Source organism: Gordonia sp. VNK1, from assembly GCF_040049135.1.
Lineage (GTDB): Bacteria > Actinomycetota > Actinomycetes > Mycobacteriales > Mycobacteriaceae > Gordonia > Gordonia oleivorans.
Genome location: NZ_JBDZDJ010000032.1, coordinates 17035 through 39747, shown reverse-complemented (window position 1 = coordinate 39747; position 22713 = coordinate 17035). Strand labels below are relative to the sequence as shown.

Annotated in this window: 21 protein-coding genes and 1 tRNA gene; 8 read left to right on the top strand and 14 right to left on the bottom strand. The window is 66.6% G+C overall.

Going from position 1 to position 22713, the window contains the following annotated elements:
- Positions 1 to 315: 315 nt before the first annotated feature.
- Entirely contained in the window at positions 316 to 741 is a 426-nt protein-coding gene (locus ABLE94_RS24685) for an HIT family protein (RefSeq protein WP_348804619.1), read from the bottom strand.
- 232 nt (positions 742 to 973) lie between these two features.
- On the opposite strand from ABLE94_RS24685, the gene ABLE94_RS24680 reads away from it, so the two are divergent.
- Both ABLE94_RS24680 and ABLE94_RS24675 read left to right on the top strand, forming a co-directional pair.
- The gene (locus ABLE94_RS24680) at positions 974 to 1978 is read left to right on the top strand and encodes a DNA adenine methylase (RefSeq protein ID WP_348804877.1); all 1005 of its coding nucleotides are present in this window, start codon (positions 974 to 976) and stop codon (positions 1976 to 1978) included.
- A gap of 5 nt (positions 1979 to 1983) precedes the next feature.
- A complete protein-coding gene (locus ABLE94_RS24675) occupies positions 1984 to 2823 on the top strand; it encodes a hypothetical protein (RefSeq protein ID WP_348804618.1) in 840 nt (279 codons plus the stop codon).
- A 12-nt stretch (positions 2824 to 2835) separates the two neighbouring features.
- Here ABLE94_RS24675 and ABLE94_RS24670 read toward each other — a convergent pair whose 3' ends face one another.
- From ABLE94_RS24670 to ABLE94_RS24645, 6 genes are all read right to left on the bottom strand, one after another.
- Positions 2836 to 4263: a sensor histidine kinase gene (locus ABLE94_RS24670; RefSeq protein ID WP_348804876.1), complete on the bottom strand. Its 1428-nt coding sequence runs from the start codon at positions 4261 to 4263 to the stop codon at positions 2836 to 2838.
- A gap of 113 nt (positions 4264 to 4376) precedes the next feature.
- The gene (locus ABLE94_RS24665; protein ID WP_348804617.1) at positions 4377 to 5111 is read right to left on the bottom strand and encodes a response regulator transcription factor; all 735 of its coding nucleotides are present in this window, start codon (positions 5109 to 5111) and stop codon (positions 4377 to 4379) included.
- Positions 5112 to 5183: 72 nt separating this feature from the next.
- Positions 5184 to 5669, bottom strand: a complete 486-nt coding sequence (locus ABLE94_RS24660) for an SRPBCC family protein (RefSeq protein ID WP_348810163.1) — start codon at positions 5667 to 5669, stop codon at positions 5184 to 5186.
- Positions 5669 to 6379 (bottom strand): DUF899 domain-containing protein, encoded by a 711-nt coding sequence (locus tag ABLE94_RS24655; protein ID WP_348810162.1) that lies wholly within the window; start codon positions 6377 to 6379, stop codon positions 5669 to 5671. Before ABLE94_RS24655 ends, ABLE94_RS24660 begins: the two co-directional genes overlap by 1 nt.
- An 87-nt stretch (positions 6380 to 6466) precedes the next feature.
- The gene (locus ABLE94_RS24650; protein WP_348810161.1) at positions 6467 to 7663 is read right to left on the bottom strand and encodes a winged helix DNA-binding domain-containing protein; all 1197 of its coding nucleotides are present in this window, start codon (positions 7661 to 7663) and stop codon (positions 6467 to 6469) included.
- A 2-nt stretch (positions 7664 to 7665) separates the two neighbouring features.
- Entirely contained in the window at positions 7666 to 8064 is a 399-nt protein-coding gene (locus ABLE94_RS24645; protein WP_348810160.1) for a RidA family protein, read from the bottom strand.
- Positions 8065 to 8581: 517 nt separating this feature from the next.
- Here ABLE94_RS24645 and ABLE94_RS24640 point away from each other — a divergent pair.
- Positions 8582 to 9844 (top strand): HNH endonuclease, encoded by a 1263-nt coding sequence (locus ABLE94_RS24640; protein ID WP_348804612.1) that lies wholly within the window; start codon positions 8582 to 8584, stop codon positions 9842 to 9844.
- A gap of 263 nt (positions 9845 to 10107) precedes the next feature.
- Here ABLE94_RS24640 and ABLE94_RS24635 read toward each other — a convergent pair whose 3' ends face one another.
- From ABLE94_RS24635 to ABLE94_RS24620, 4 genes are all read right to left on the bottom strand, one after another.
- Positions 10108 to 11475 carry a lipase family protein gene (locus ABLE94_RS24635; protein ID WP_425476275.1) on the bottom strand — a complete coding sequence of 456 codons (1368 nt, stop codon included), beginning with the start codon at positions 11473 to 11475 and terminating at the stop codon, positions 10108 to 10110.
- A 147-nt stretch (positions 11476 to 11622) separates the two neighbouring features.
- Entirely contained in the window at positions 11623 to 13143 is a 1521-nt protein-coding gene (locus ABLE94_RS24630; protein ID WP_348810159.1) for a carboxylesterase/lipase family protein, read from the bottom strand.
- A 7-nt stretch (positions 13144 to 13150) separates the two neighbouring features.
- The gene (locus ABLE94_RS24625; protein WP_348804609.1) at positions 13151 to 14374 is read right to left on the bottom strand and encodes an arginine deiminase; all 1224 of its coding nucleotides are present in this window, start codon (positions 14372 to 14374) and stop codon (positions 13151 to 13153) included.
- Positions 14375 to 14514: 140 nt separating this feature from the next.
- Positions 14515 to 14586: transfer RNA gene (locus ABLE94_RS24620), tRNA-Thr, on the bottom strand.
- 5 nt (positions 14587 to 14591) lie between these two features.
- On the opposite strand from ABLE94_RS24620, the gene ABLE94_RS24615 reads away from it, so the two are divergent.
- From ABLE94_RS24615 to otsB, 4 genes are all read left to right on the top strand, one after another.
- The gene (locus ABLE94_RS24615) at positions 14592 to 16022 is read left to right on the top strand and encodes a threonine/serine exporter family protein (RefSeq protein WP_348810158.1); all 1431 of its coding nucleotides are present in this window, start codon (positions 14592 to 14594) and stop codon (positions 16020 to 16022) included.
- Between the two features lie 150 nt (positions 16023 to 16172).
- A complete protein-coding gene (locus ABLE94_RS24610; RefSeq protein ID WP_014358961.1) occupies positions 16173 to 16340 on the top strand; it encodes a hypothetical protein in 168 nt (55 codons plus the stop codon).
- A 3-nt stretch (positions 16341 to 16343) separates the two neighbouring features.
- Positions 16344 to 17939, top strand: a complete 1596-nt coding sequence (locus tag ABLE94_RS24605; RefSeq protein ID WP_425476274.1) for an alpha,alpha-trehalose-phosphate synthase (UDP-forming) — start codon at positions 16344 to 16346, stop codon at positions 17937 to 17939.
- Positions 17936 to 18724 (top strand): trehalose-phosphatase, encoded by a 789-nt coding sequence (otsB, locus tag ABLE94_RS24600; RefSeq protein WP_348804607.1) that lies wholly within the window; start codon positions 17936 to 17938, stop codon positions 18722 to 18724. Before ABLE94_RS24605 ends, otsB begins: the two co-directional genes overlap by 4 nt.
- Before the next feature lie 37 nt (positions 18725 to 18761).
- Here otsB and ABLE94_RS24595 read toward each other — a convergent pair whose 3' ends face one another.
- The 3 genes from ABLE94_RS24595 to ABLE94_RS24585 are packed head-to-tail and all read right to left on the bottom strand — an operon-like array spanning position 18762 to position 21867.
- Positions 18762 to 19886: a zinc-binding metallopeptidase family protein gene (locus tag ABLE94_RS24595; RefSeq protein ID WP_348804606.1), complete on the bottom strand. Its 1125-nt coding sequence runs from the start codon at positions 19884 to 19886 to the stop codon at positions 18762 to 18764.
- A 5-nt stretch (positions 19887 to 19891) separates the two neighbouring features.
- Positions 19892 to 20704, bottom strand: a complete 813-nt coding sequence (locus ABLE94_RS24590) for a transglutaminase-like domain-containing protein (RefSeq protein ID WP_348804605.1) — start codon at positions 20702 to 20704, stop codon at positions 19892 to 19894.
- A gap of 44 nt (positions 20705 to 20748) precedes the next feature.
- Positions 20749 to 21867: an ROK family transcriptional regulator gene (locus ABLE94_RS24585; protein WP_348810157.1), complete on the bottom strand. Its 1119-nt coding sequence runs from the start codon at positions 21865 to 21867 to the stop codon at positions 20749 to 20751.
- A 69-nt stretch (positions 21868 to 21936) separates the two neighbouring features.
- Between ABLE94_RS24585 and ABLE94_RS24580 the strand changes: the two genes are divergently transcribed.
- The gene (locus ABLE94_RS24580) at positions 21937 to 22695 is read left to right on the top strand and encodes an SDR family NAD(P)-dependent oxidoreductase (protein WP_348804603.1); all 759 of its coding nucleotides are present in this window, start codon (positions 21937 to 21939) and stop codon (positions 22693 to 22695) included.
- The last annotated feature ends 18 nt before the right edge of the window (positions 22696 to 22713 follow it).

Sequence of the window (22713 nt, the reverse complement as noted above, 5' to 3'; positions counted from 1 at the left end):
CTCCAGATACTCCCGGACATAGGCTGTGATCTCAGCGATCGTGTAACCAGCACTAATACTCATGTTGTGAACCTCCTCCTCGGAAGTGACTCACACCCAGATTGGCATACAACGGACAGCGCTTTCGACATCGCTGACAGCGCTCTCGGCGGTGCTGGCAACGCCACGCAGTGGGATCACCGAGCGCTGTCAGTGGTCAGGTGAGCGCTGTCAGTGACCAACAGAGCGCTGTCAGTGACCAACAGAGCGCTGTCAGTGACCAAGTGAGCGCTGTCAGTGGCCAACAGAGCGCTGTCAGTGGCGCGGGTGACCGCCTCAGTCGTCGACGTATTCGGTATAGCCGGTGGCGCGCAGGGCCGCCCGGATCTTGTCGGCGTCGGCGTCGAGCTGTTCCGGGGTGATGTCCTTGCGGGCGTTGCCGAGATCGAAGGTGTCCATGCTCAACGCCGGAAACACGTGGATGTGCACGTGCGGTACCTCGAGGCCGGCGATCAGCAGACCCATGCGTGGTGCGTCGAAGGCCTCCCGAACGGCACGGCCGACCTTCTGCGCGACGTCGGCGAGGTGGGTGAAGGACGCGGTGTCCATCTGCTCCCAGTGATCGACCTCCTTGCGCGGCACCACCAGCACGTGGCCGGGGGTGACGGGCTCGATGGTCAGGAAGGCGACGGCCTGACCGTCACGCCAGACGAATCGACCGGGCAGTTCTCCGTTGATGATCTTCGTGAATACCGACGACATGCCCCACAGTCTAGGGCCGGACACCCCACCGACAGTGGTGTTGGGGCCGATGTTTGGGGCGTTCGTCTCACCACGACGACCGGAGTTCACCGACGTGTTGATCTTTTTGTTGTCGGAGGTCCGTGACATCCTGTGTGCTGTGAGTCGCCGAGCCTTCGATCCCGCCCGTGGCGCGCCCGCCGCTTCCGTCGACATCGTCGATGCGGCGCAGCGCTTCCCGCGGCTGCGTTACATGGGCTCGAAGTACCGGCTGCTCCCCCATCTCGAACGCGCCTTCGCCGAGATCGGCGGCGCGACGGCGGTCGATGCGTTCTCCGGCTCCGGAGTCGTCTCGTACCTGCTCAAGGCGCAGGGCTTTGCCGTGGCCAGCAACGATTTCCTGAACTTTCCGCACATCATCACCCGCGCGACGGTCGCCAACTCCTCGGTGCGGCTCGAACCCGATCTGATCGAGGAGATCTGCGGTCCCCCCGCCGACGACCGCGACTTCATCTCCTCGACGTTCGACGGCCTCTACTTCGACGCCGACGACCGCGCCTTCCTGGATTCGGCGTGGTCGCACATCGATCGGCTGCGCGGATATCGACGCGACCTGGCCATCGCGGCGCTGGTGCTCTCGGCGGCCCGCAAACAGCCACGCGGCGTGTTCACCTTCACCGATTCCACTCGCTACGCCGACGGCCGACGCGATCTGCGGATGTCGTTGCGGGATCATTTCCGTCTCCGATCGGCCGCCGAATACAACGCGACGGTGTTCAGCAACGGTCTGCGCCATCACAGTTCCTGCGGCGATGTCTTCGACTTCGACGCCACCGCGGCCCTCGGGGGCGCCCCGGATCTGGTGTATCTCGATCCGCCGTACGCCCCGCCCACCGACGACAACGACTACATCAAGCGGTATCACTTCCTCGAGGGTCTGTCGGCGTACTGGCAGGGCATGACCATCATGGAGAACACCAAGACCAAGAAATTGCCGAAGCGGTTCACCCCGTTCGCCTACAAGCGGACCATCGAGGACGCCCTGGTGCGGACGTTCGAGCATTTCCAGGACGCCGGTGCGATCGTGCTGTCCTATTCGTCGAACGCCCTGCCGGACGCCGATCGCATCACCGACCTGCTGGGCAAGGTGAAACCGTCGGTGGAGGTGATCGCGATCGACCACAAGTACAGTTTCGGCACGCACGCCGCCGCCACCCGCCGCGACGTCAACGAGTACCTCTTCATCGGACGCGACTGACCCCGATGGCCGGCGCACCGGATTTCGACGAGTACCTGAAGACGTTGGGACGCTTGACGTCTCACGTGGATCCGACGGCGTCGACGCCGGAGGCCGAGCACATCGCGGCGGCCACGGCCGGTCTCGGCGAACTCCTCGACACCGATATCGCCGGCCTCGCCGCGTGGGTCCGGGAGAATCCCGGCGATGTCCCGGTCCTGGGTCTGGCGATCGGGCTGTCGCAGGAGAAGCTGAAGAATGTGCTGCGCGACCGGTTCGACACGTCCGGCTGGCATGGCCTGGCGCGGAGCCGTCCGGTCGAACTGGTGACCTGGCTCGACGAGGAGTTCGATCTCGTCCGCATGCTGGCGGCGCAGATGCACCGGACCTATTCCTTCGCCGACATCCTCGTCGCCCGCGCGGGTACCCGCCTGACGGCCACCCGGGCCGGGGCGTCGGGCCGCCGCATCGAAGACGAGATCGAGGACATCGCCCGCGATCTCGGCCTCGACTACACGACGCGATCCCGGTTCTCCGGCCGCAACGGACGCACCGCGCCGGCCGATCTCATCGTCGGCGCTCCGTCGAGTCCCGACATCGTGGTCGCGGCAAAGGGTTTCGATTCCACCGGGTCGAAGCTGACCGATGCGGTCCGCGAGATCGAGGAGATGGCCGAGGTGCGTCTGCCACGCCAACTCGTGTTGGCGGTGATCGACGGGATCGGCTGGAAGTCACGTCAGGCCGATCTCCGTCGTATCCATCAACTCTGGGCGGACCGTCAGATCGACGGGATGTACACGCTGGTCACCCTCGACCGCTTCCGGGACGACCTCACCGACTTCGCCCGGCTGCGGCAGTTGATCTGAGCAACCGCCACCTCAGTCGGCCAGGCGTGGCAGCCGCACCCAGAAGCAGGCACCCGAGCCGGGCGTGGAGTCCACGCCGACGCGACCTCCGTGCGCACCGACGAGTGCGGCGACGATGGACAACCCCAAACCGCTGCCGCCGCTGCCCTCGCCACGTGAGCGTGAGCTGTCGCCGCGGTAGAAGCGTTCGAAGACGCGGGCACGTTCGTCGGAGGTCAGGCCCTGGCCCGTGTCGGCGACGGTGACCACCACATCGCCGTTGCCGGTGGGGGACTCGTCGACGCCGACTCCGACGGTGATCGATGCATCGTCGGCGGTGTGCATCACCGCGTTGTTGACGAGATTGCGGATCACCTGCACGAGTCGGGCCGAATCACCCAGCACCACAGGCGGTTCGGCCGATGGGATGACCTGCAACCGGATGTCGCGATCCGGCGCGGCGGCCCGCGAGGCCTGCACGGTGTCGGCCGCAAGCATCAGCATGTCCACCGGTTCGGAGAGCAGCGGACGTTGCGCGTCGAGCCGGGCGAGCATCAAGAGGTCCTCGACGAGGAGGGTCATCCGGCCCGCCTCGTCGTCGATGCGGCGCATCGCGTCGCCCGCGTCGGACACCGCGCCCTGCCGGTACAGCTCGGCGAAACCCTTGATCGAGGTGAGCGGGGTCCGCAGCTCGTGGCTGGCGTCGGCGACGAATCGTCGCATCTTCTCCTCGGACTGCCGGGCCTGCTGTTCGGACGCGGCGGTGGTGGCGAACGCGTGCTGGATCTGCCCGAGCATCGTGTTGAGCGAGGCCGAGAGACTGCCCACCTCGGTGTTCGGCGGTCCGGGGGCCACCCGCATGTTGAGGTTGCCGGCGGCGATCGCGTGGGCGGTCTCCTCCACCCGGCGCAGCGGTCGCAGACTGGATCGCACCAGCAGATAGCTCAGCACGCCGAGCAGCGCGACGACCGCCGCCCCGATGCCGAACTGTAGCCACATGAGTCGCGACAAGGTCTTGTTGACGTCGGTCAGGGGTGTCGCGACGATCGCCACCCCGTCCGGTCCGGTGGTCTTGACGACGCGCCATTGTGGCCCGTCACCGACGGAGTCGACGGTCGTCGGCGCCACGTCGGACGCCGTCAGGCCCGAGACATCGGGTTCGGCACTGAAGTCGCTCGCGTTCGAGATCACCAGACCCGAGTTGAGCGTCGTCATCACGAAGTAGGGCGAGGGAGGTCGGCGCGGGCCGATCGGAGGTCCCTGCGAGGAACCCATCTCGGGGTTGCGGGGTTTGGCCCACCCCTCCGTCGCCGACACCAGCCCCTGGTCGGTGCGCGACATGAGATCCGAGCGCATCGCCGAGGTGACGGCGATTCCGGACACCAGCAGTCCCACGGCCACCAGGATGAGGGTCAGTCCGACGAGCGAGATCCGCAGCGGCACACCACGGAGGCGTTTCACGCCGGTGACCGGCGGGGCCGACGCCGCCGCGCTCGATGCGGATGCCGTACCGGCCCGCAGGTGCGACGTTGGGCCTCGTGCACCGGAGTGCACCGCGGCGCTCGGGCCAGCGGTCACCGCGGCTCCCGCATGACGTATCCGACGCCGCGCAGCGTGTGGATCAGTGGTGTGACGCCGTAGTCGAGTTTGCGTCGCAGGTACGAGACATAGGATTCGACGACGTTGACCTCACCGCCGAAGTCGTAGTTCCAGACGTGGTCGAGGATGCGCGGCTTGGACAGGACCGTGCCGGCGTTGACCATGAAGTAGCGCAGCAGGGTGAACTCGGTCGGCGACAGCGAGATCAGCTTGCCGGCCTTCCACACCTCGTGCGTCTCGTCGTCGAGTTCGAGATCGGCGAAGGTGACCCGCGAGGTCTCCTTGGCCCGCTCGTCGAACCCGCTGCGCCGCAACAGAACCTGCAGACGCGCCACGACCTCTTCGAGACTGAACGGTTTGGTGACGTAGTCGTCGCCGCCGATGGTGAGGCCGTTGATCTTGTCCTCGACCGAGTCCTTGGCCGACAGGTACAGCGCCGGTGCGGCGATACCGTCGGCGCGGAGTCGGCGCAGGAGGCCGAATCCGTCCATTCCCGGCATCATCACGTCGAGGACGAGGACGTCGGGTTTGAAGTTGCGGCATCGGTCGATCGCCTCCGGGCCACCCGCCGCGGTCTCGACCTCGTACCCCTGGAACTTCAGCGACACCGACAACAACTCACGAATATTCGCCTCGTCGTCGACGACGAGGACTTTCGCTCCCTGGCCAGATTCATTCACGCCTATCACCTCACACCCCCAGTCTGCCATGAGCCTGGACTGTGACTGGGAGCTTTCTGTGAGGTCTGACCTGCGGTGATGGGTACGTCTGGGTGCCGGCCGTCAGCTCGCCGTGAGGGCGGCGTCGAGCGCCGCCAGGGACTTCTCCAGGAATCCCGGTCCGAACGGCGGCATGCCACCGATCTCGGCGCGCACCGGTTCCGGGGTCCTCGACCAGTCGTAGATGAGGGTGACCCGGGTGCCGCCGGCCTCCGGTTGGAGTCGGTAGCGCCACTCCCATCCACCGGGGCGGTGACGACCGGCGTCGTCGATCTCGCCCGGCAGCCAGGCAATCTCGGAGTCTGGCACGATGCCGCTGACGCGGTTGTGGACGACGTAGTGCCCGTCGGCCTTGTCGAGGTACATGTTCATCCCGAAGATCTGCCCGACCTCGGTGAGTGGGGCGGTGTCGATGGCGTCGCGAACCCAATCCGACGGTTCGGTGTCCTGATGTCTCGTCGGTTCGCGCAGCAACGCGAAGACGTCCTCGGGTGCGGCGTCGACGAACCGCGAGACGATCATGGCCTCGGCTGCATCGGAGGTGCTCATCAGGAGTCCTCTCCGTAGAAGTGCGCGATGTCGGTCGAGTCCGCCCAGCCCGAGTAGGTGGGTCGTTGCGGCCACCCGTCCGGCGAGTCCTGCCATTCCTCTTGCCTGCCCCACGGCAGCACGTCGAGCAGCGCGAAGCTGTGACCGAGTTGTTCGGTGCCGCGGCCGTTGGTGTGCCAGGTGCGGTAGACCCGGTCGCCGTCGCGGAGGAACACGTTGATCGCGAATCCCTCGCCGGGTGCGGCGTCGACCCCGGACCCGAAGGTGGTGCCGGCTGCGGAGAACCACTCCATCCGGTTGCCGACGCGACGCCGGTAGGCCAGCGCCTCGTCGATCGGGCCGTTGGTCACGATGACGAATCGGGCGTCGTAGTTGTCGAGGAACTCCAGGCGGGTGAACTGCGAGGTGTATCCGGTGCAGCCGGGGCACTGGAACTCCGCGCCGTCGTTCCACATGTGGTGGTAGGTGATCAGCTGGGATCGGCCGTCGAAGATCTCGGCCAGGCTGATCGGGCCGTCGGCGCCGGTCAGCGTGTGGTTGGTGACCTCGACCATCGGCATGCGCCGTCGTTGGGCGGCGATCGCGTCGAGTTCGCGGGTGGCCGCCTTCTCCCGGCGGCGCAGGTCGTCGAGGGCCGCCCGCCAGGCGGCGTCGTCGACCACCGGCGGCATCGCCTGCGGGCCTTTCGGTGTGGACAACTGGTCGGTCATGGCGGACTCCTCACCGTCGATGTGTGGTGGCCGCGAGCGTGGCAACCGCGGCCCCGTACAGAGACCGACCGAGCCGGACCGCCGAACTCATCGCTGCCCTCGCAATCCGCGGACGAATGGCGCCGGGTAGCCGGGCCGGATCTGGGCGCCACCGAGCCACGTGGTCAGTTCGTTCGCCCGATCGTCGACGGCGCGACGAGCGCCGGCGGGCAGCTTCTCGAAGAGATGCACCCGAATGCTTGTGTCGTCGTCGCGGTACCAGCCACCAACGATGCGACCGTCCCACCACACGGTCTGACCGCCGTTGCCGTTGCGATCGAAGATGTGCTCACCGTGTGGTCCGAGGTAGAAGTCGCGGATCTTGTGGCCCATGGTGGTGGAATCCAGTTCCGGCAGCAGGATGGCCCGGGGTTCGAGATCGTCGTCGTCGGGCGAGACGACGTCATCGGCGAGTACGTACCCCACCGAGCCGTCGTCGAGTTCGACCTCGACGATGTCGAGTTGCGCCAACGCCTGCCGCACCGCAGCCTTGGTCGAACCCAGCCACCACACCAGGTCGGTTTCGGTGCCGGGGCCGAAGGACGCGAGCCAACGACGGACCATCGCTGCATACGCGGTCGCGGGATCGGGCGGATCGAGTTGCTCGCCGAGCCAATCCCGCATGGACGACCACGAGGGTCTCGACATGTGCCATCCGGCCGAATTGGGGCCTCGCACAATGTCTCCCGCGGCACTCATCATGTTGATGATGCGCGGCAACATCGGGCTCGCGCCGCCGTACGACTTTCCGGGGCTCACGATGACCGTCCGGTTGAACTCGGGCAGGCGCTCGCGGATCTGCGACGAGGTGAGGGTGACCCCGTCGACGAGTTCGGCGGCGACCGCCGTGCGCGCCGCGTCGATCCATCCGCCGGGATCGGTGCACCACTCGCTGCGACGAAGATCGCGGAGCATGTTGGTGCGTTCGGATGCTGTCACCCGAGGACCCACGGCACCCACCGCCTCCCGCAGGAGGTCGCGAGGAAACACGAAAAGCGTTCGGCGCATGGCCAACTGCTTGACCAGACTCCGGTCGACGTAAAGCGCGTCGTCCATCGATGCGGGCGTGAATCCGTCGATGCGCGCCCACGCGGCGAGGTAGACGGTCGACGGTGTGGTGGAATGCAGGCCGACCATCGATTCGGCGGCCTCGACGACGGACGTCGCGCGCGTGTCGGCGGCCAGTCGGTGGCGGCGTGACAACCGGTTTCGGCGGGCGCGGTCGGTGACCCGGGGACGCGTCATGATCACCCGTGCGGCGGTGCGGCGACCGCCTCGATCTCGACGAGCTGGCCGTCGTACGGAAGTACGGTGACACCCATCATCATTGCCGGAGGAACGGTCCCGAACTCGGCGACCACCGCCTCCCACGCGACATAGAGATCGGCCTGAAGTCGTTCCGCCACATAGATGGTCAGCTTGGCGACATCGGCAAGCGTGGCGCCCTGCTCACCGAGCACGGCCGCGAGGTTCGCCAGACAGATCCGCGTCTGCCCCACCACGTCACCGGATGCGCCGACCGCACCGTTCTCATCGAGCGGACTGATACCCGCGGTGAAGATGAGCGACCCCGGCGACACCGTCGCGCTGTAGGGAAACCCACCGTCGTGCAGAATTGATGACCCATTGAGCCGTACTCGAGACATGCCGCCACTGTAGCCGCCCGCACCGACAATCCGGACCCGTTCCCATGTCGCCACTGACAGCGCTCGCCTCTTCGCTGACGGCGCTCTCGATATCGGTGACAGCGCTCTGGATCACGCTGACAGCGCTCTCCTCATCACTGACAGCGCTCTGTATTACGTTGACAGCGCTTTCGATTCCGTTGACAGCGCTTTCGATTCCGTTGACAGCAACCCAGTTTCGGTCGCGGCGACCTCACCCCACCGGTCGAGCCGACCCCATCCCGCCGGTCGAGCCGACCCCATCCCGCCGGTCGAGCCGGACGGAGCGATAGCGAAGTCCGAGTCGAGACCACGCAACCCAACGCTGGAATCTTCACCACCACAACACCTCCCGCGAAATCGACGCCCCATACCACACCCCACCGACAGAAAAATCCGGTCGACGACGAGTTATCCACAGACCAAACGTTATGCACAGCAACAGGATTCACGAAACTGACCCTTGCCACGAACGGATATCCGGCGTACTGTGGTGAACATGACACCGGGGGAACTTGACACCACCATCGACTTCTTATCCGAACTCGACTACACCAACCGCAGCCTCACCCGCGACAACGCAAAGCACGCACTGCACGCCATCCTGCTCATCCGCAATCTCGTCGACCATCATGCGAGTGTGCTTGTCGGACTCTGCGATCACCTCAAGGTCGCAGAGAACGAGGGCCGCAAACTTCAAGAGCTACTACACGAATGGGGTGTCGCCCCGGCCTCGGCGTCTCGCATGATCCGACTGGGCACCACACCCGACATCGAGCGAGTGCACCGCCACACCGCGCTGGGCACGCTCTCGGCCGAACACGCCGACGCCATTGTCCGAGGATTGGCGCACATCGAGAAACGATCCGGCGAGCCCGTCACCACCGAAGAACGCGACGCCCACAGCATTGCCCTCCTCGGGCACGCCACCGCCGGGTTCACACCCGCCGAAATCCGCGACTACGCCAAAAGCCGAGGAAATCAGCAGGCCGATGACACCGACGGTTTACCCGCCGCTGAGGACCGTTCGATCAACACCCTGGACTTCCACGATTCCGATGATGGACGCCTCACGGTCACCGGCGATCTGCACGCCGTACTCGGGGAGAAGTTGAGGACGGCGATCGAAGTGTTGTCGGCGCCACGACCCCAACCCGACGGATCCCGCGATCCGCGTTCCGCGGGTCAGATGCGTGCCGACGCATTGGAGATCATCCTCGACACCGCCGCCCACGCAGCCCGAGGCGAGCACTGCGACGACGGACCACGCATGCCCACCGAGTTGGTCAACCTCACCATCCCCACCGGCACACCATCGTTGGCGTCGTTGCAGTTCATGGGATCGGTCACCGAAGCCACCGCCCGCAAACTGTGCTGCGACGCCACCGTCGGCGTCATGATCGTCAGCAAAGACGAGGTACCACTATCGCTCGGGCGCACCATCCGCTTGTTCAACCGGGCCCAACGACGCGCCCTGGCGCACCGGGATAAGGGGTGCATCAAGTGTGGAGCACCGCCCTCGCGGACCCAGGCGCACCATATCGTCCACTGGGTTGACGGCGGCGAAACATGTGTGGAGAACGGCGCTTTGCTCTGTTCGGCCTGTCATGACGATGTCCACCATAACGGATGGGACGTCGTCATGGGAGCCGATCACCACCCGTGGTTGATTCCACCGGAAAGTGTTGACCCGCAACGCAGGTGGCTGCGGTCGTATCACCGCCGGACCATGACGTTGGATGGATTGCCGGGTGCGGCATGATGATTCGGTTCCAGCCTTGGCTTGCGGGGCCTCCTTGCGTTGAGCTCCGTCGAAACGACACGGCTCGACCGACGGGCAAGGGCTCGACCAACCGGGTAAGACCCTCGCCCACAGATAGATAACAGACCAACCAACCCGCACCCGGCTCCGGCCGGGACCGCATCGGTACCTTGACAAGTCCACAGTGAAATATGAATGCCGGGAACAGGTATCGCAGCTCGACGGCCCTCGGGTGAGGGTGCGCAGCATGCGATACCCGTTCCTCAGTCATTCAAGCGCGCACTCATCCAGTCGATGGTCTGCATTCCGAAAAGGTCTGTGCCCCAGCGGTACATGTTGGTGAGGAATGTCAGCATGCTGCAGTCGGTGGGCTGATAGTCGACGCGGGTGCCGCCACGGCGGTACGTCGCGGCCAGGGCGCGGGCGTCGGCGGCGGGAACCAGCGACATGAACGAATCGTCGCGGGCGCACGATGCGATCAGCACGGGCGCCTTGGGTGCCCTGGTGCCCAACTGATTGTCGCGATAGACATGCTGGAACTCCGGGATGTCGGCGGGATTCCGGCCGTTGAACAAGACCGACAACGGCAGGAAGGGGGTGCCGAAATATGCCGGCGTCTGGCACTGCGTGCGGAACACGTCGGCGAGGGCTTTGCCTGCCGGGCTGAGCTTCTCGTCGATCCGCATCTCCGGATATCGCGGTTCCAGACCCAGCAGCGTCGCGAAGGCGAACCCGGAACCGATGGAACCGTCCGACGCGCGGATGAAGTTGCGCTGATTGACGGCCATCCCCTCGAGGATGGACCCGCGGATATTCAGTTCGGGTGCATACCGATCCGCGTTCTCGGCGGCGAAGGCCGCACCGACACCGCCGCCGGCGACGCCGAACAACGCGATCGGCGCAGACGCCGACAGCCCCGCCGGAGAGGTAGCGATCGCGGCGCGCAATCCGTCGAGAAGCGTGTTGCCACCGAACTTTCCGGCGAAGACGCCATGCGGATCGGGATCGGCGTTGTTGCCGACGTCGCTGATGAGAACGGCGTAGCCCTTGCCGAACATCTGGGCCAACGGTCCGAGCGCCGACCACGACGCACCGTCGAGCGGATCACGACCGGTCCACATCGTCGATGGATGGCAATAGGCTCCGACGCTGTCATTGGCGAACTGGTAACCGACGATCGGCCGATCGGCATTGTCGCGACCGTCGCGCGGGACCATCAGAATGCCGGTACTGATGTCGGCCTCGTCGTGCAATCCACGGGTGACGTACATCAGCGCGTAGGCGTCGAGATTCCCCGGCCGGAACCCGGTGAACTGGACGTCGACCTTCTTTGCCTTCAGTAGCGTCCCGGGGCGTTCGTCACCACGCAGGCGTGGCTCGACATAGAACGGGTCGTCGGACACCAGCGGCGTGAAGATCTCCTGCGGACTGGCCAGACGACCCGAGGTGAAGGTGCCGATCACATACCCGTTGAACACCTCGGCGAGCTGTGGAGTTCGGTTCGGCGGACCGGCGTGGGCCACACCGGCGACAGAGGTCACGGCCGCAGCGGCGACGGCACACAGGACGACGACGACGGCCAGCGCGGACCGCAGCACACTACGCACAGGTTCTCCCGGTTTCGGAATCATTCGCGTCGGACGAAACACACTCAGACCGGTCCCCGACTCCTGACCGTGCGGTAAGGAGAACCGAATGAGACGGAACATTAGCGACGTCTCAGCGTGTGGGGCAACTTCTCCAGACGTGACTCACGTCACCGCGGGCTCCCGCCGCGGTCATCGGAACGCGAGGACCTCATCTCCCCACACCGCCGCGATCCGGTCGTCGAGTCCGTCGACGGGTCGGTCCTGCGAGGAGATCACCATCGAGGTACGCCGATCCGGCGAGAAGGCAGACCAGTCGGTCCCACCCCGATGGCCGGGCACGCCATCACGCACGAAGGAACCCCACCGATCCAGCATGCGCTCGGCGACCTTCTCGCCCGTCGACCGCCCGCCGAGTTTGTAGGTGATGTCCCGCGAGCCGGTGGGCAGGTTGCCCCACATGTAGTTGAGCTCGGTTCCGTGGGTGGCACCGAGGCGGAGCACCTTGTACATCCTCGGGGCCCAATCGAACCGATACAGATACACCGGAACCCGAGCCGAATGCGCGTGGGCCACCCAGATCGCCGGCATCCGGAACGCGAGATCACGGGCGATCGCCAGGCCCGCGGCCTTCGGATGTCGCGGATACACGCCGAGGATGCGCCGCTCGTCCGGAATCGGCAGGTTCGGCTGCTCGATCGCGATGCGCTCGAACATCTTCCGGATCTGCGACAGGTCGATGGGCATCAGCGGTGACTTCATGTACCGGAACACCGCCGACTCGTCGCGGTTGCTGCCGATCAGAAGAGGCACCTGCATCGCCTCACCGGCCCGATAGACGTCCAGCGGATGCCGCGGGACCAGGTCACCGTCGACCACCGGCGCGAACGCCAACACTCCCGGATCATTCTGCGGTACTTGGGAAAACGCGAGCATCCCCGCCGTCACCACCGCCGACGACGACGCGGTGGCCAACGACCCCGACACCGCCCGGTCGATCCGGTGCGCGACGTCGACCATCCGCTGGGTGTCGAATACCGTTGTCGCCGGCGAACTCTGCGCGATGGCCCGATGGAACAGACCACGCGCCGCCGGGACGGTGAGCATCGTGGTGACGATGCCGCCGCCCGCGGACTCCCCCGCCAGCGTGACCTGGGCCGGATCGCCACCGAATCCGGCGATGTTGTCGCGCACCCACGTCAACGCGGCAAGCACGTCGGAGAGCGCGGCGTTGGGTTCGGCTCCGTCGATCACCGAACTCAGGTCGGTGAATCCGAAGGCGCCGATGCGGTAATTGATGGTGACGACGACGATCCCGGCGTCGGCCGCCATCCGCGCCCCGTCATAGAGCGGTTGACTCCCCGATCCGTACACATAGGCACCGCCGTGCACCCACACCATCACCGGACGCGGCGAATCCGACGGCGCCACCGGAGCCCAGACGTTCAGGAACAGGCAGTCCTCGTCCATCACCGGGTCGTCACCGAACACGATCACCGGATGTCGTTGCTGCGGGCACACCGCACCGAATCGGTCCGCATCGAGCACCTCGGTATGGGCGTCGACGGGCCGCGCCCGACGCCACCGGTTCTCCCCGACCGGCGGTGCGGCATAACGCATTCCGCGCCACACATCGACCGCACCCGCGCGGACACCCCGGTAGGGCCCCGACGTCGTCTCGACGATCAACCGTGGATCGGACGCCACCGACATCGCCCGATCACGCGTCGCGTTCGATCGGACACGACATGCACCGCGGGCCACCGCGACCCCGGCCGAGCTCGGAACTCGACAGTCCGATCACCTGAATCCCGTTGTCGCCGAGGAACTTGTTGGTGGTGACGTTGCGTTCGTACCCGATCACCACGCCCGGACTGACGGCGACGAAGTTGTTGCCGTCGTCCCACTGGGCGCGCGCCGCCTCGAGCCGGTCGATCGGCGCCTTGAGGACGCGCAGACGGTCCACCCCGAGGGCCTCGGCGACGGCGGCGAACAACTCGGTGTTCTCCGTCACGGTGAAGTGTCCCTGGTCACCATGCGGGGTGAGCGTGTAGGACCGCAGCGTCTCGGGCAGATACGGGTAGACGCTGAACGCGTCCCGATCGATCTGCGTCATCGCGGTGTCCAGATGCATGAACGCCCGCTCCATCGGCAGTTCGACGACGAGCACCCGATCGACCGTGCCCGCCTTGAACAGGCTCTCGGCGAGCACCTCGATGCCCTGCGGCGCGGTGCGTTCGCTCATCCCGATCATCACCGTGCGGTTGCCGATCACCAGGATGTCACCACCCTCGATCGTCGCCGGCGTGTAGCGCATCGGGTCGTTGCCGTTGTAGAACGCGAACTCCTCCGCGGTGAACATCGGATGGAAGTTGTAGATCAGCCGCGAGTTGATCGTCTCGCGCTGCCGCGCCGGCTTGGCCATCGGATTGAGATTGACACCCTCATAGATCCACGCCGAATTGTCGCGCTGGAACAGATGATTGGGCAACGGGGCGAGCAGGAAGTCGTCGTCGTGCAGGCTGTCGAGCAGCAGACTGGACACACCCTTCAGGTAGGGCGCGGCCTCACGCTTGAGGATTCCACCGATGAGCAGTTCGGCGAGTTGCGCCGGCTCCCGCTCGTCGAGCAGGCGTTGCAGGGGGCCGTCGAGTTCGGTACCGAACTGGGTCTCGGTGACCAACTCCGCCTTGAGTTCGTCCCGGGCGCCGTCCTGGGCCAGCGCGGTGGCGAGCAGATCCTGGTACAGGTACACGGTGACGCCCAGATCACGCAGGATCTGCTGGAACTGTTCGTGTTCCTCTTGCGCTTTCTCCGCCCACATCACATCGTCGAAGAGCAGACTCTTGACGTTGGCCGGGGTCAATCGGAGCAGTTCGATCCCGGGCTTGTGCAAGATGACCTGCTTGAGCTGACCGACCTCGGAGTCGACATGGAAAGCCATGAGAGAACTCTAATCGCGCGCACAGCTGCACGCGGGACGATGTGAAACATCGCCGCCGGGCAGGCCGCACAGCGGTGCGACGACAACGTCGCACAACATGATCGGCCCGTCCGGCATGATCACCGAACGGGCCGAATCCGAGCCCCCTGTCGGGATTGAACCGACGACCGCTCGCTTACAAGGCGAGTGCTCTACCACTGAGCTAAGGAGGCATTGCTTGCGCGAGTATATCCGCCGCGCCGCCCGACGCCTCATCGGCACCAGCCAGGCCACGATCGACACGATCGAGCCCGGCAGCATCATGGTCGCGCCGCGTCGGCCGATCGACCGGTTCGATGTCGCGGCCATCACCGAGGTGCTCGATCTGGCCACCAAGATCGGTGCGGTGCTGCTCGATTCGGGCACCGGCGCGATCGACACCGCCACCCAGATCCGCTTCGTCGCCGGCGTCTACGGGCTCGACGACGTCGACGTCGACGTCACCTACAACACCATCGTGGTCAGTGCCCGGCGCGGCGCGACGTTGCCACCGATCACCACCATGCAGACGGTGCAGTACCGCTCGCTGGACTTCACCCGGCTCGCCCAGGTCGACCGGCTGATCCGACGCATCCGGGATTCGGCGATCGCCCCGTCGACGGCGCACCGGATGGTCGACGCCATCATCGCCGCACCCCACCCGTACCCGTACAAGGTGGCGACCTTCGCGTGGGGACTGATGGCGGCCGGGATCTCGGTCCTGCTCGGTGGTGGGCCCCTGGTGGCGCTGCTGGCGTTCGTGACCACCGGTGTCACCGTCACCATCAATCGGCTGCTGAACCGCATCGGGACACCGGTGTTCTTCCAGCAGGTCGCGGGCGGGTTCATCGCCGTGGTGCCGGCCGCCCTCGTCTTCGAGGGCGGGGAACGCATCGGGATCGAGATCCTGCCCTCGCAGGTGATCGCCGCGGGCATCGTGGTGCTGCTGTCGGGGTTGTCGTTGGTGGGGTCGGTGCAGGACGCCATCACCGGTGCGCCGATCACCGGGGTCGCGCGCTTTTTCGAACTGCTGCTGATGACCGGCGGCATCATCGCCGGGGTCGGCATGGCCCTGCGGATGCTGGAGACCACCGGTCTCTACCTGCCGACGATCACCACATCCACCCAGTTCGCCGCCGTCGACGTCCCGGTGCGGGTCGCGGCCGGCGCGGTGGCCGCCCTCGCCTTCGCCTGGGCCAGCTATGCCGAGCGCCGCGCCCTGCCCGTCGCGTTCGTCGCCGGGATGATCGGCGTCGGCGTGGTGGCGGGCTCCTCCTTCATCCCGGTCGGTGACGTCATCGGGTCCGGGATGGCCGCGGTCTGCGTCGGCATGCTCGGCGGTCTGCTCGCGCGGCGTGCCGTCACCCCGCCCCTGGTGGTGGCCGTCGCCGGTATCACGCCACTGTTGCCCGGCCTGGCCGTCTACCGGGGTCTGTACGGCATTCTCAACGATCAGACCCTGGAAGGTCTGACCTGGGCGGCGAGCGCGTTGGGCGTCGGATGCGCCCTCGCCGCGGGGGTCACCCTCGGCGAGTTCATCGCCCGCACCCTGCGCCGCCCACGGATCGCCGCCCCCGCCTGGGCGCGTCCGGCGCGGTGGCGACGCGGCGGCAACCGCAACGTGTGGTGACGCCCCGTCGTCGCGCTTCGCCAAACGGGTAATATGGGCAAGGTTGTCGCGTACGCCACACGGCCATGAGGAAGAACACGGCGTGACGCCCACAGACGAACGAGTACGAGACCGCGTCCGCCCCGCGAACCGGGGCCCGACCAAAGGGACATGATGGCTGCAGCCAAGACCACCGACATCGCCGACGAAGAGCTGGAGCCGGTGGCCGACGAGACAGCCAGTTCCGCCCGCCGCGTCGTCGCCGCCTACGCGACCGACGCCGACGAGTGCCGGATGCTGCTGTCGATGCTGGGAATCGCACCGGGCGAGAACGCCTGAGTCGTGACCTCCACCGACGCGGGGCCGAACAGCACATCGTCGAACACCGGTCACCCGGACTCTCCCGCGGACGGGGCGGAGTTCGTGGTGGTGGCCAATCGGCTGCCCGTCGACAAGGAGGTCGGCCCGGACGGTGAGGTGCGCTGGAAGCGCAGCCCCGGCGGTCTGGTCACCGCGCTCGAGCCGATCCTGCGCTCACACACCGGCGCCTGGGTCGGTTGGTCCGGGATCGCCGACTCCGACGACAATCCGGAGGTCGAGGGCATCGGCATCCAGGCGGTGCCCCTGTCCACACAGGAGATCGCCGAATACTACGAGGGATTCTCCAACGCCACTCTGTGGCCGCTGTATCACGATGTGATCGTCAAGCCGGAGTATCACCGCGAATGGTGGAACACCTACGTCGAGGTGAACCGGCGTTTCGCCGAGGCCGCGTCCCGGGCCGCCGCGCATGGGGCGATCGTCTGGGTGCAGGACTATCAGCTGCAACTGGTGCCGAAGATGCTGCGGATGCTGCGTCCCGATCTGCGCATCGGTTTCTTCCTGCACATCCCGTTCCCGCCGGTCGAGTTGTTCATGCAGATGCCGTGGCGCACCGAGATCGTCGAAGGGCTCCTCGGTGCCGACCTCATCGGTTTCCATCTGCCCGGCGGGGCGCAGAACTTCCTCTATCTGGCGCGTCGACTGGCCGGGCAGGCCACCAGCAAGGGCACCGTGGGTGTCCGGTCCCGGTTCGGGGTCGTGCAGGTGGGATTCCGCACGGTGCGGGTCGGTGCCTTCCCGATCTCCATCGATTCCAGCGAACTCGACACGATGGCCCGCTCCCGGGAGATCCGCAAACGGGCCGCCGAGATCCGCAAGGAACTCGGCAATCCCAAGACCATCCTGCTCGGCGTCGACCGCCTCGACTACACCAAGGGCATCGACGTTCGGTTGCGGGCGTTGTCGGAGTTGTTGGCGGAGAAGCGCATCGACGCGGCCGACACCGTCATGGTGCAGCTGGCCACGCCGAGCCGGGAACGGGTCGAGAGTTACATCCAGATGCGGGCCGGCATCGAACAACTCGTCGGCAACATCAACGGGACCTACGGCAGCGTCGGCCATCCGGTCGTCGAGTATCTGCATCGGCCGGTGCCACGCGAGGATCTGATCGCGTTCTTCGTCGCCGCCGACGTGATGTTGGTGACGCCGCTGCGCGACGGGATGAACCTGGTGGCCAAGGAGTACGTGGCCTGCCGCAGCGATCTGGGCGGTGCGCTGGTGCTGAGTGAATTCACCGGTGCCGCAGCCGAATTGCGGTCGGCGTATCAGGCCAACCCGTATGACCTGGACGGCGTCAAGGACGCCATCGAAGCCGCCGTCGTCCAGACCCCGCAGGAGGGTCGACGGCGGATGCGGGCCCTGCGTCGGCAGGTCCTCACCCATGACGTGGCCAAGTGGGCGGAGAGTTTCCTCGGCACTCTGGCAGCCACCGCGGAGACCACGTCGTCGGCCAATCGTGGTGTGCAACTGGTGAATCCGGACGACTCGGAGTCCTTCGCGTCCGAACATTCCGCGTCCGAGCACACCGGGTCCGACCAGTCCGAGTCCGAACGGTGAGCGCCACCGACCTCCCCGCCGAGGTCCACCGAGCCCTGGAAAATGCGGCCACTGCTGAGCGACTGCTCCTGGCATCCGACTACGACGGGTGCATCGCGCCGATCGTGTCACGCCCGCAGGACGCCGTTCCGCTGCCCGAATCCATCGACGCACTGCGTGCCGCGAGTGTGCTCGAGCGGACCTGGGTGGCCGTCATCTCCGGACGCGCACTCTCGGACCTCGCGGCACGCTCGGGCCTCGGCGTCGACGCCGACATCACCCTGATCGGCAGTCACGGCAGCGAGTTCGACACCGGGTTCGAGCAGCCCGTCACCGCCGGACAACACGCCCTGCTCGACCGGATCGTCGACGAATTCACTTCCATTGCAGCGCAATTCGACGGTGTGACGGTGGAGACCAAGCCGATCAGCACGGCGCTGCACGTGCGCAACGCCGCCCCCGATGATGCGGCGGCCGCCCTGGACGCCGCGCGCCGCGGACCCGCGTCATGGCCCGGCGTCGAGGCCACCGAGGGCAAGGCCGTGATCGAACTGGCCGTCATCAAGACGAGCAAGGGCCTGGCGCTGGACTTCCTGCGCGAACGCACCGGAGCCGACGTGGTGATCTATCTCGGCGACGACGTGACCGACGAGAAGGCCTTCGCACATCTTCGGCACGGACAGGATGTGAGCATCAAGGTCGGCGGAGGCGACACCGCCGCCGAATACCGCATCGGCGACCCACACGACGTCGCCGCGGTACTCGCCCTCGTCGCGGAACGTCGCCGCACAGCCGTCGCCGGCTGAGTTCGGGAGACCGGCGGCCCAGACCCGGCGCCCGGGCTCAGGACTCCGACGCGGTCACCGTCGCGGTGGTCACCAACGGATCTGTGACGGGATGGCGTTTGGCCGTCTCGCGGATCACCCGGTGCACGAACCCGAGTTTGCGCACCACCGGCCGCGGGATGTCGAACGGATACAGCGGCCGCCGCCCCATCGCCTGATTCACCCGATTGAACATGGTGGACAACCACTTCCAGTCGTAGAGCAGTTTCTCGATGGGCTGATCAGCGTAGGACTCGAGTGGCACGATGTCGCGGTCCATCGAGAACCGCACCTGATCGCTCTCGAGCATCAGCCCCGATTCACGGGCGGTGTGGATGGTGCCGGTGATGTGCAGGTAGTGCGCGAAGCACTCGGCGAAGTCCTCCCACGGATGCATGGTGGCGTATTCGGAGATGTAGGAGTCCCGCCAATTGTCGGGCGGGCCTTCTCGGTAGTGCCGTTCCAGCGCATCGGCGTAACTCTGCCGTTCGTCACCGAAGATCTCGCGGCACTTGTCGAGGTACAGGTCGGCGCCGTCCCCGGTCTCGACGAGAACGTTCTCGTAGTAGTGGCCGGACTCGTGACGGAAGTGCCCCAGCATCGTGCGGTACTGCTCACCGAGTTGCACGCGCAGCCGTTCCCGGTAGGCATCGAGGGTTTCGGCGAGATCGATGGTGATGACCCCGTTGGCGTGGCCGATGAGCACCTGGTGTCCCTCCGACAGGCTGGACAGCAGGTCAAAGGCCAAGCCGCCCTTGCTCCGCCAGTACGGTTCGACCGGCAACCCCAGATCGACGAGCTGGAAGACGAGCATCCGCAGGTCGAAGGTGGTGGATGCGAGTTTCTCGCAGGCGATGGTGTCACTGGGGTCGGGGCGACGGCGCACCAACGAATCCGGGAAGCACAGACCGCGCAGGCCGGCGTTCTCCTCCGACACCTCCGACAACGTCATCCAGTTGCAGCCGTTGCGTTCCCAGTTCGAGCATCGCTCCCAGCGTTGACCGTCGATGTCGACGCCCTCCTCGGAGGCCACGACCAGGGTCCGGCTGGGCAGATGCACACCGACGTTGGTGCCGCATTGCGGGCAGTACTGATTGGCGAATCCCGACAGGGCGTTGCAGATCGGACACGTCAGCGCATGCACGACGATCAGCCTATGCGGATACGTTCCGATCCATCGTCGATGGGTAGATCTCCGCGGACCACGGCGGTCACCTGATAGGAGTCGAGGTTGATCGAGCCACTGTGATTGTCGAGGAAGGCGGTGTCGGCGGCGTCGCGTCCGGTCGAGATGCGCACCAGACCCTGGCGGGGTGCGAGGCGGGTGGCGTCGACGACGACCCATTCGCCGTCGATCAACGCCTCGGCGACCGCGTGGAAGTCCATCGGATCGCAGCCCGGTGCATACACCGCCACCAAGCGTGCCGGGATGTTCAGCGCCCGCAGCAACGCCACCACCAGATGTGCGTAGTCGCGGCAGACGCCGGCACCCGCGAGCAGGGTGTCGACGGCACCGTCGATCGGATCGCTGGCACCGGGGATGTAGTCGAGACGATCCTCCACGTAGGCGGTCACCTGGTTGAGGAGTTCACCGTCGGGCAGCGAGGCGTCGAACTGTCCGGCGGCGAAGCCGAAGAACTTGTCGGCCTCGGCATATCGGCTGGGGCGCAGGTAGATCGACCGGTCGGTGATCTGCACGGCCACCGGGTCGGCCGGGGTCAGCACCGAGGCCCGGTAGTCGACCTGCACCAGACCGGACTCCACCGAGAGACGGTGGATGCGGCCACCGTAGGTGTCGAGTAGTTCCTCGACGTCGACCGGCGCGCCGTCGACGGTCACCTCCAGTGACTCGTCGACGCTCAGTCCCGGCATGTGGGCGACGGCGATCTGCATCTCGAGTTCGGTGGGGGCGGTGACGGAAATGGACATCGAGGCGGCCACGTCGCGTGGCGGGATTGTCATGACCACACGGTAAGGCAGAACGTGTCCGGCTGCGCGGGCGGCCGTCAGTGCACCGACATCGCGGCGACCGGATCGGCGTAGATGACGCTGAGTGCCACCACGATTGCCGCACTCTCCTGCACCGACAACCCGAACCGGGACGGGGTGAGCTCCAGCGGCCAGCCGATGGCCGACGCCGCGTCGAAGGCCGCCTGCACCGGCGCGAGCCCCTGCGGGTGCGCGCCGAATGCCGCGCCGGCGACGACCACCGAGTCGGGGTTGACGGCGTCGCGGAACTGCGCCACCACCTCGCCGAGGATGCGGGCCCGCTCGTCGACGATGCGCGAGGAATCCTCGCGGAGCCCGAGCCGTACCGCGGCTCGTCGGCCGACCTCGACGCCGACGACGTCCTGGAATCGCGCGGGTCCACCGCACAGGACCGGGGCCGACACCGGCACACCGGCGACCGATCCGGCGCCGCGGCTCGGTACCACCACCCGGCCGTCGACGGTCACCGCCATGCCGGTGGTTTCCCGCGCGTAGAAGAACAGTCCCAGATCCCCACCGCTGTGCGGCGAACTCAGCAGTAGTTCGGCCGCCGCCATCGCCTGGACGTGCTCGCACACCGACACCGGGACGCCGAGGGCGTCGGCGAGGCGCGCACCGATGCCGACCCGGCGCCAGCCGAGCAACGGATGATCGACGACGCCGGTCGCGGTGTCGACGTGACCGCCGATCGCCACCCCACCCCACAGCAGGCGACGACCCGAAAACCGTTCGGCGAGTTCGGCCACCTGTGCGCACAACACACTCGCGGCGGCGTCCGGATCGTCGTGCGGGGTGCGGACCGCGTGACTGTAGAGGGTGCGTCCACCGAGGTCGGCGATCGCCAGCAGGGTTCGTCGCGCACCGATGTGCATCCCGGCCACGCAGAGGCGGTCGCGATCGAGCGTCAGCGGATACTTGGGCCGGCCGATCCCGCCGTGGCGCACGAGATCACGGCGTTCGACGACGAAGCCGAGGTCGGTCAGGGCACTCACCTGCCGGTTGATGGTCGCCGGTGACAGTCCGCTCACCTGCGCCAGGGCGTCGCGCATGATCGGCGCACCCACCCGGACGGCCTGCAAAACCGTTGCCGCGGGCGAGGTCCCGACCGCCAGGGTCGCCGGGATCACCGTCTGCATGACAGATCAATCTAGGGCATGCCCGAACCGAAAGGGGTGCCATCGGCGCCGAGTCGTAAGCTGGCGACCATGAGCGAGTCCACACATCCCACCTCCGACAGCCGCGTCGCCGTGGTCACCGGAGCCAGCTCCGGTATCGGTGCGGCCACCGCCCGCGCCCTGGCCGCACAGGGCTACCACGTCGTCCTCGGTGCCCGCCGCGTCGACCGCGTGCAGGCCCTCGCGGCCGAGATCGGGGGAACCGGAAGGCAACTCGACGTCACCGACGAGGAGTCGGTGGCACGGTTCGTCGACGGGTTGGATGCCGTGCACGTCCTGGTCAACAATGCCGGCGGCGCCAAGGGACTCGACCCGGTGGCCTCCGCCGACCTCGACGACTGGCGCTGGATGTGGGAGACGAACGTCCTGGGAACCCTGCGCGTCACCAAGGCGCTGCTGCCGGCCCTGGAGGCGTCCGGTGACGGACTGATCGTCACCATCACCTCCATCGCCGCGATCGAGGCCTACGACAACGGGGCGGGCTACACCTCGGCCAAGCATGCGCAGGGTGTCCTGCACCGGACCCTGCGGTTCGAGTTGCTCGGCAAGCCGATCCGGCTCACCGAGATCCTGCCCGGCATGGTCGAGACCGATTTCTCGCTGGTGCGTTTCGACGGTGATCAGGAACGCGCCGACGCCGTCTATCAGGGGCTGACCCCGCTGGTCGCCGACGACGTCGCCGAGGTGATCGGCTTCGTCGCGTCACGTCCGCCGCATGTGAACCTCGACCAGATCGTGCTCAAGCCCCGCGATCAGGCCTCCGCGCGCCGCAACGTCAAGACCGGATAGCGCGTTCAGGGTGGTGCG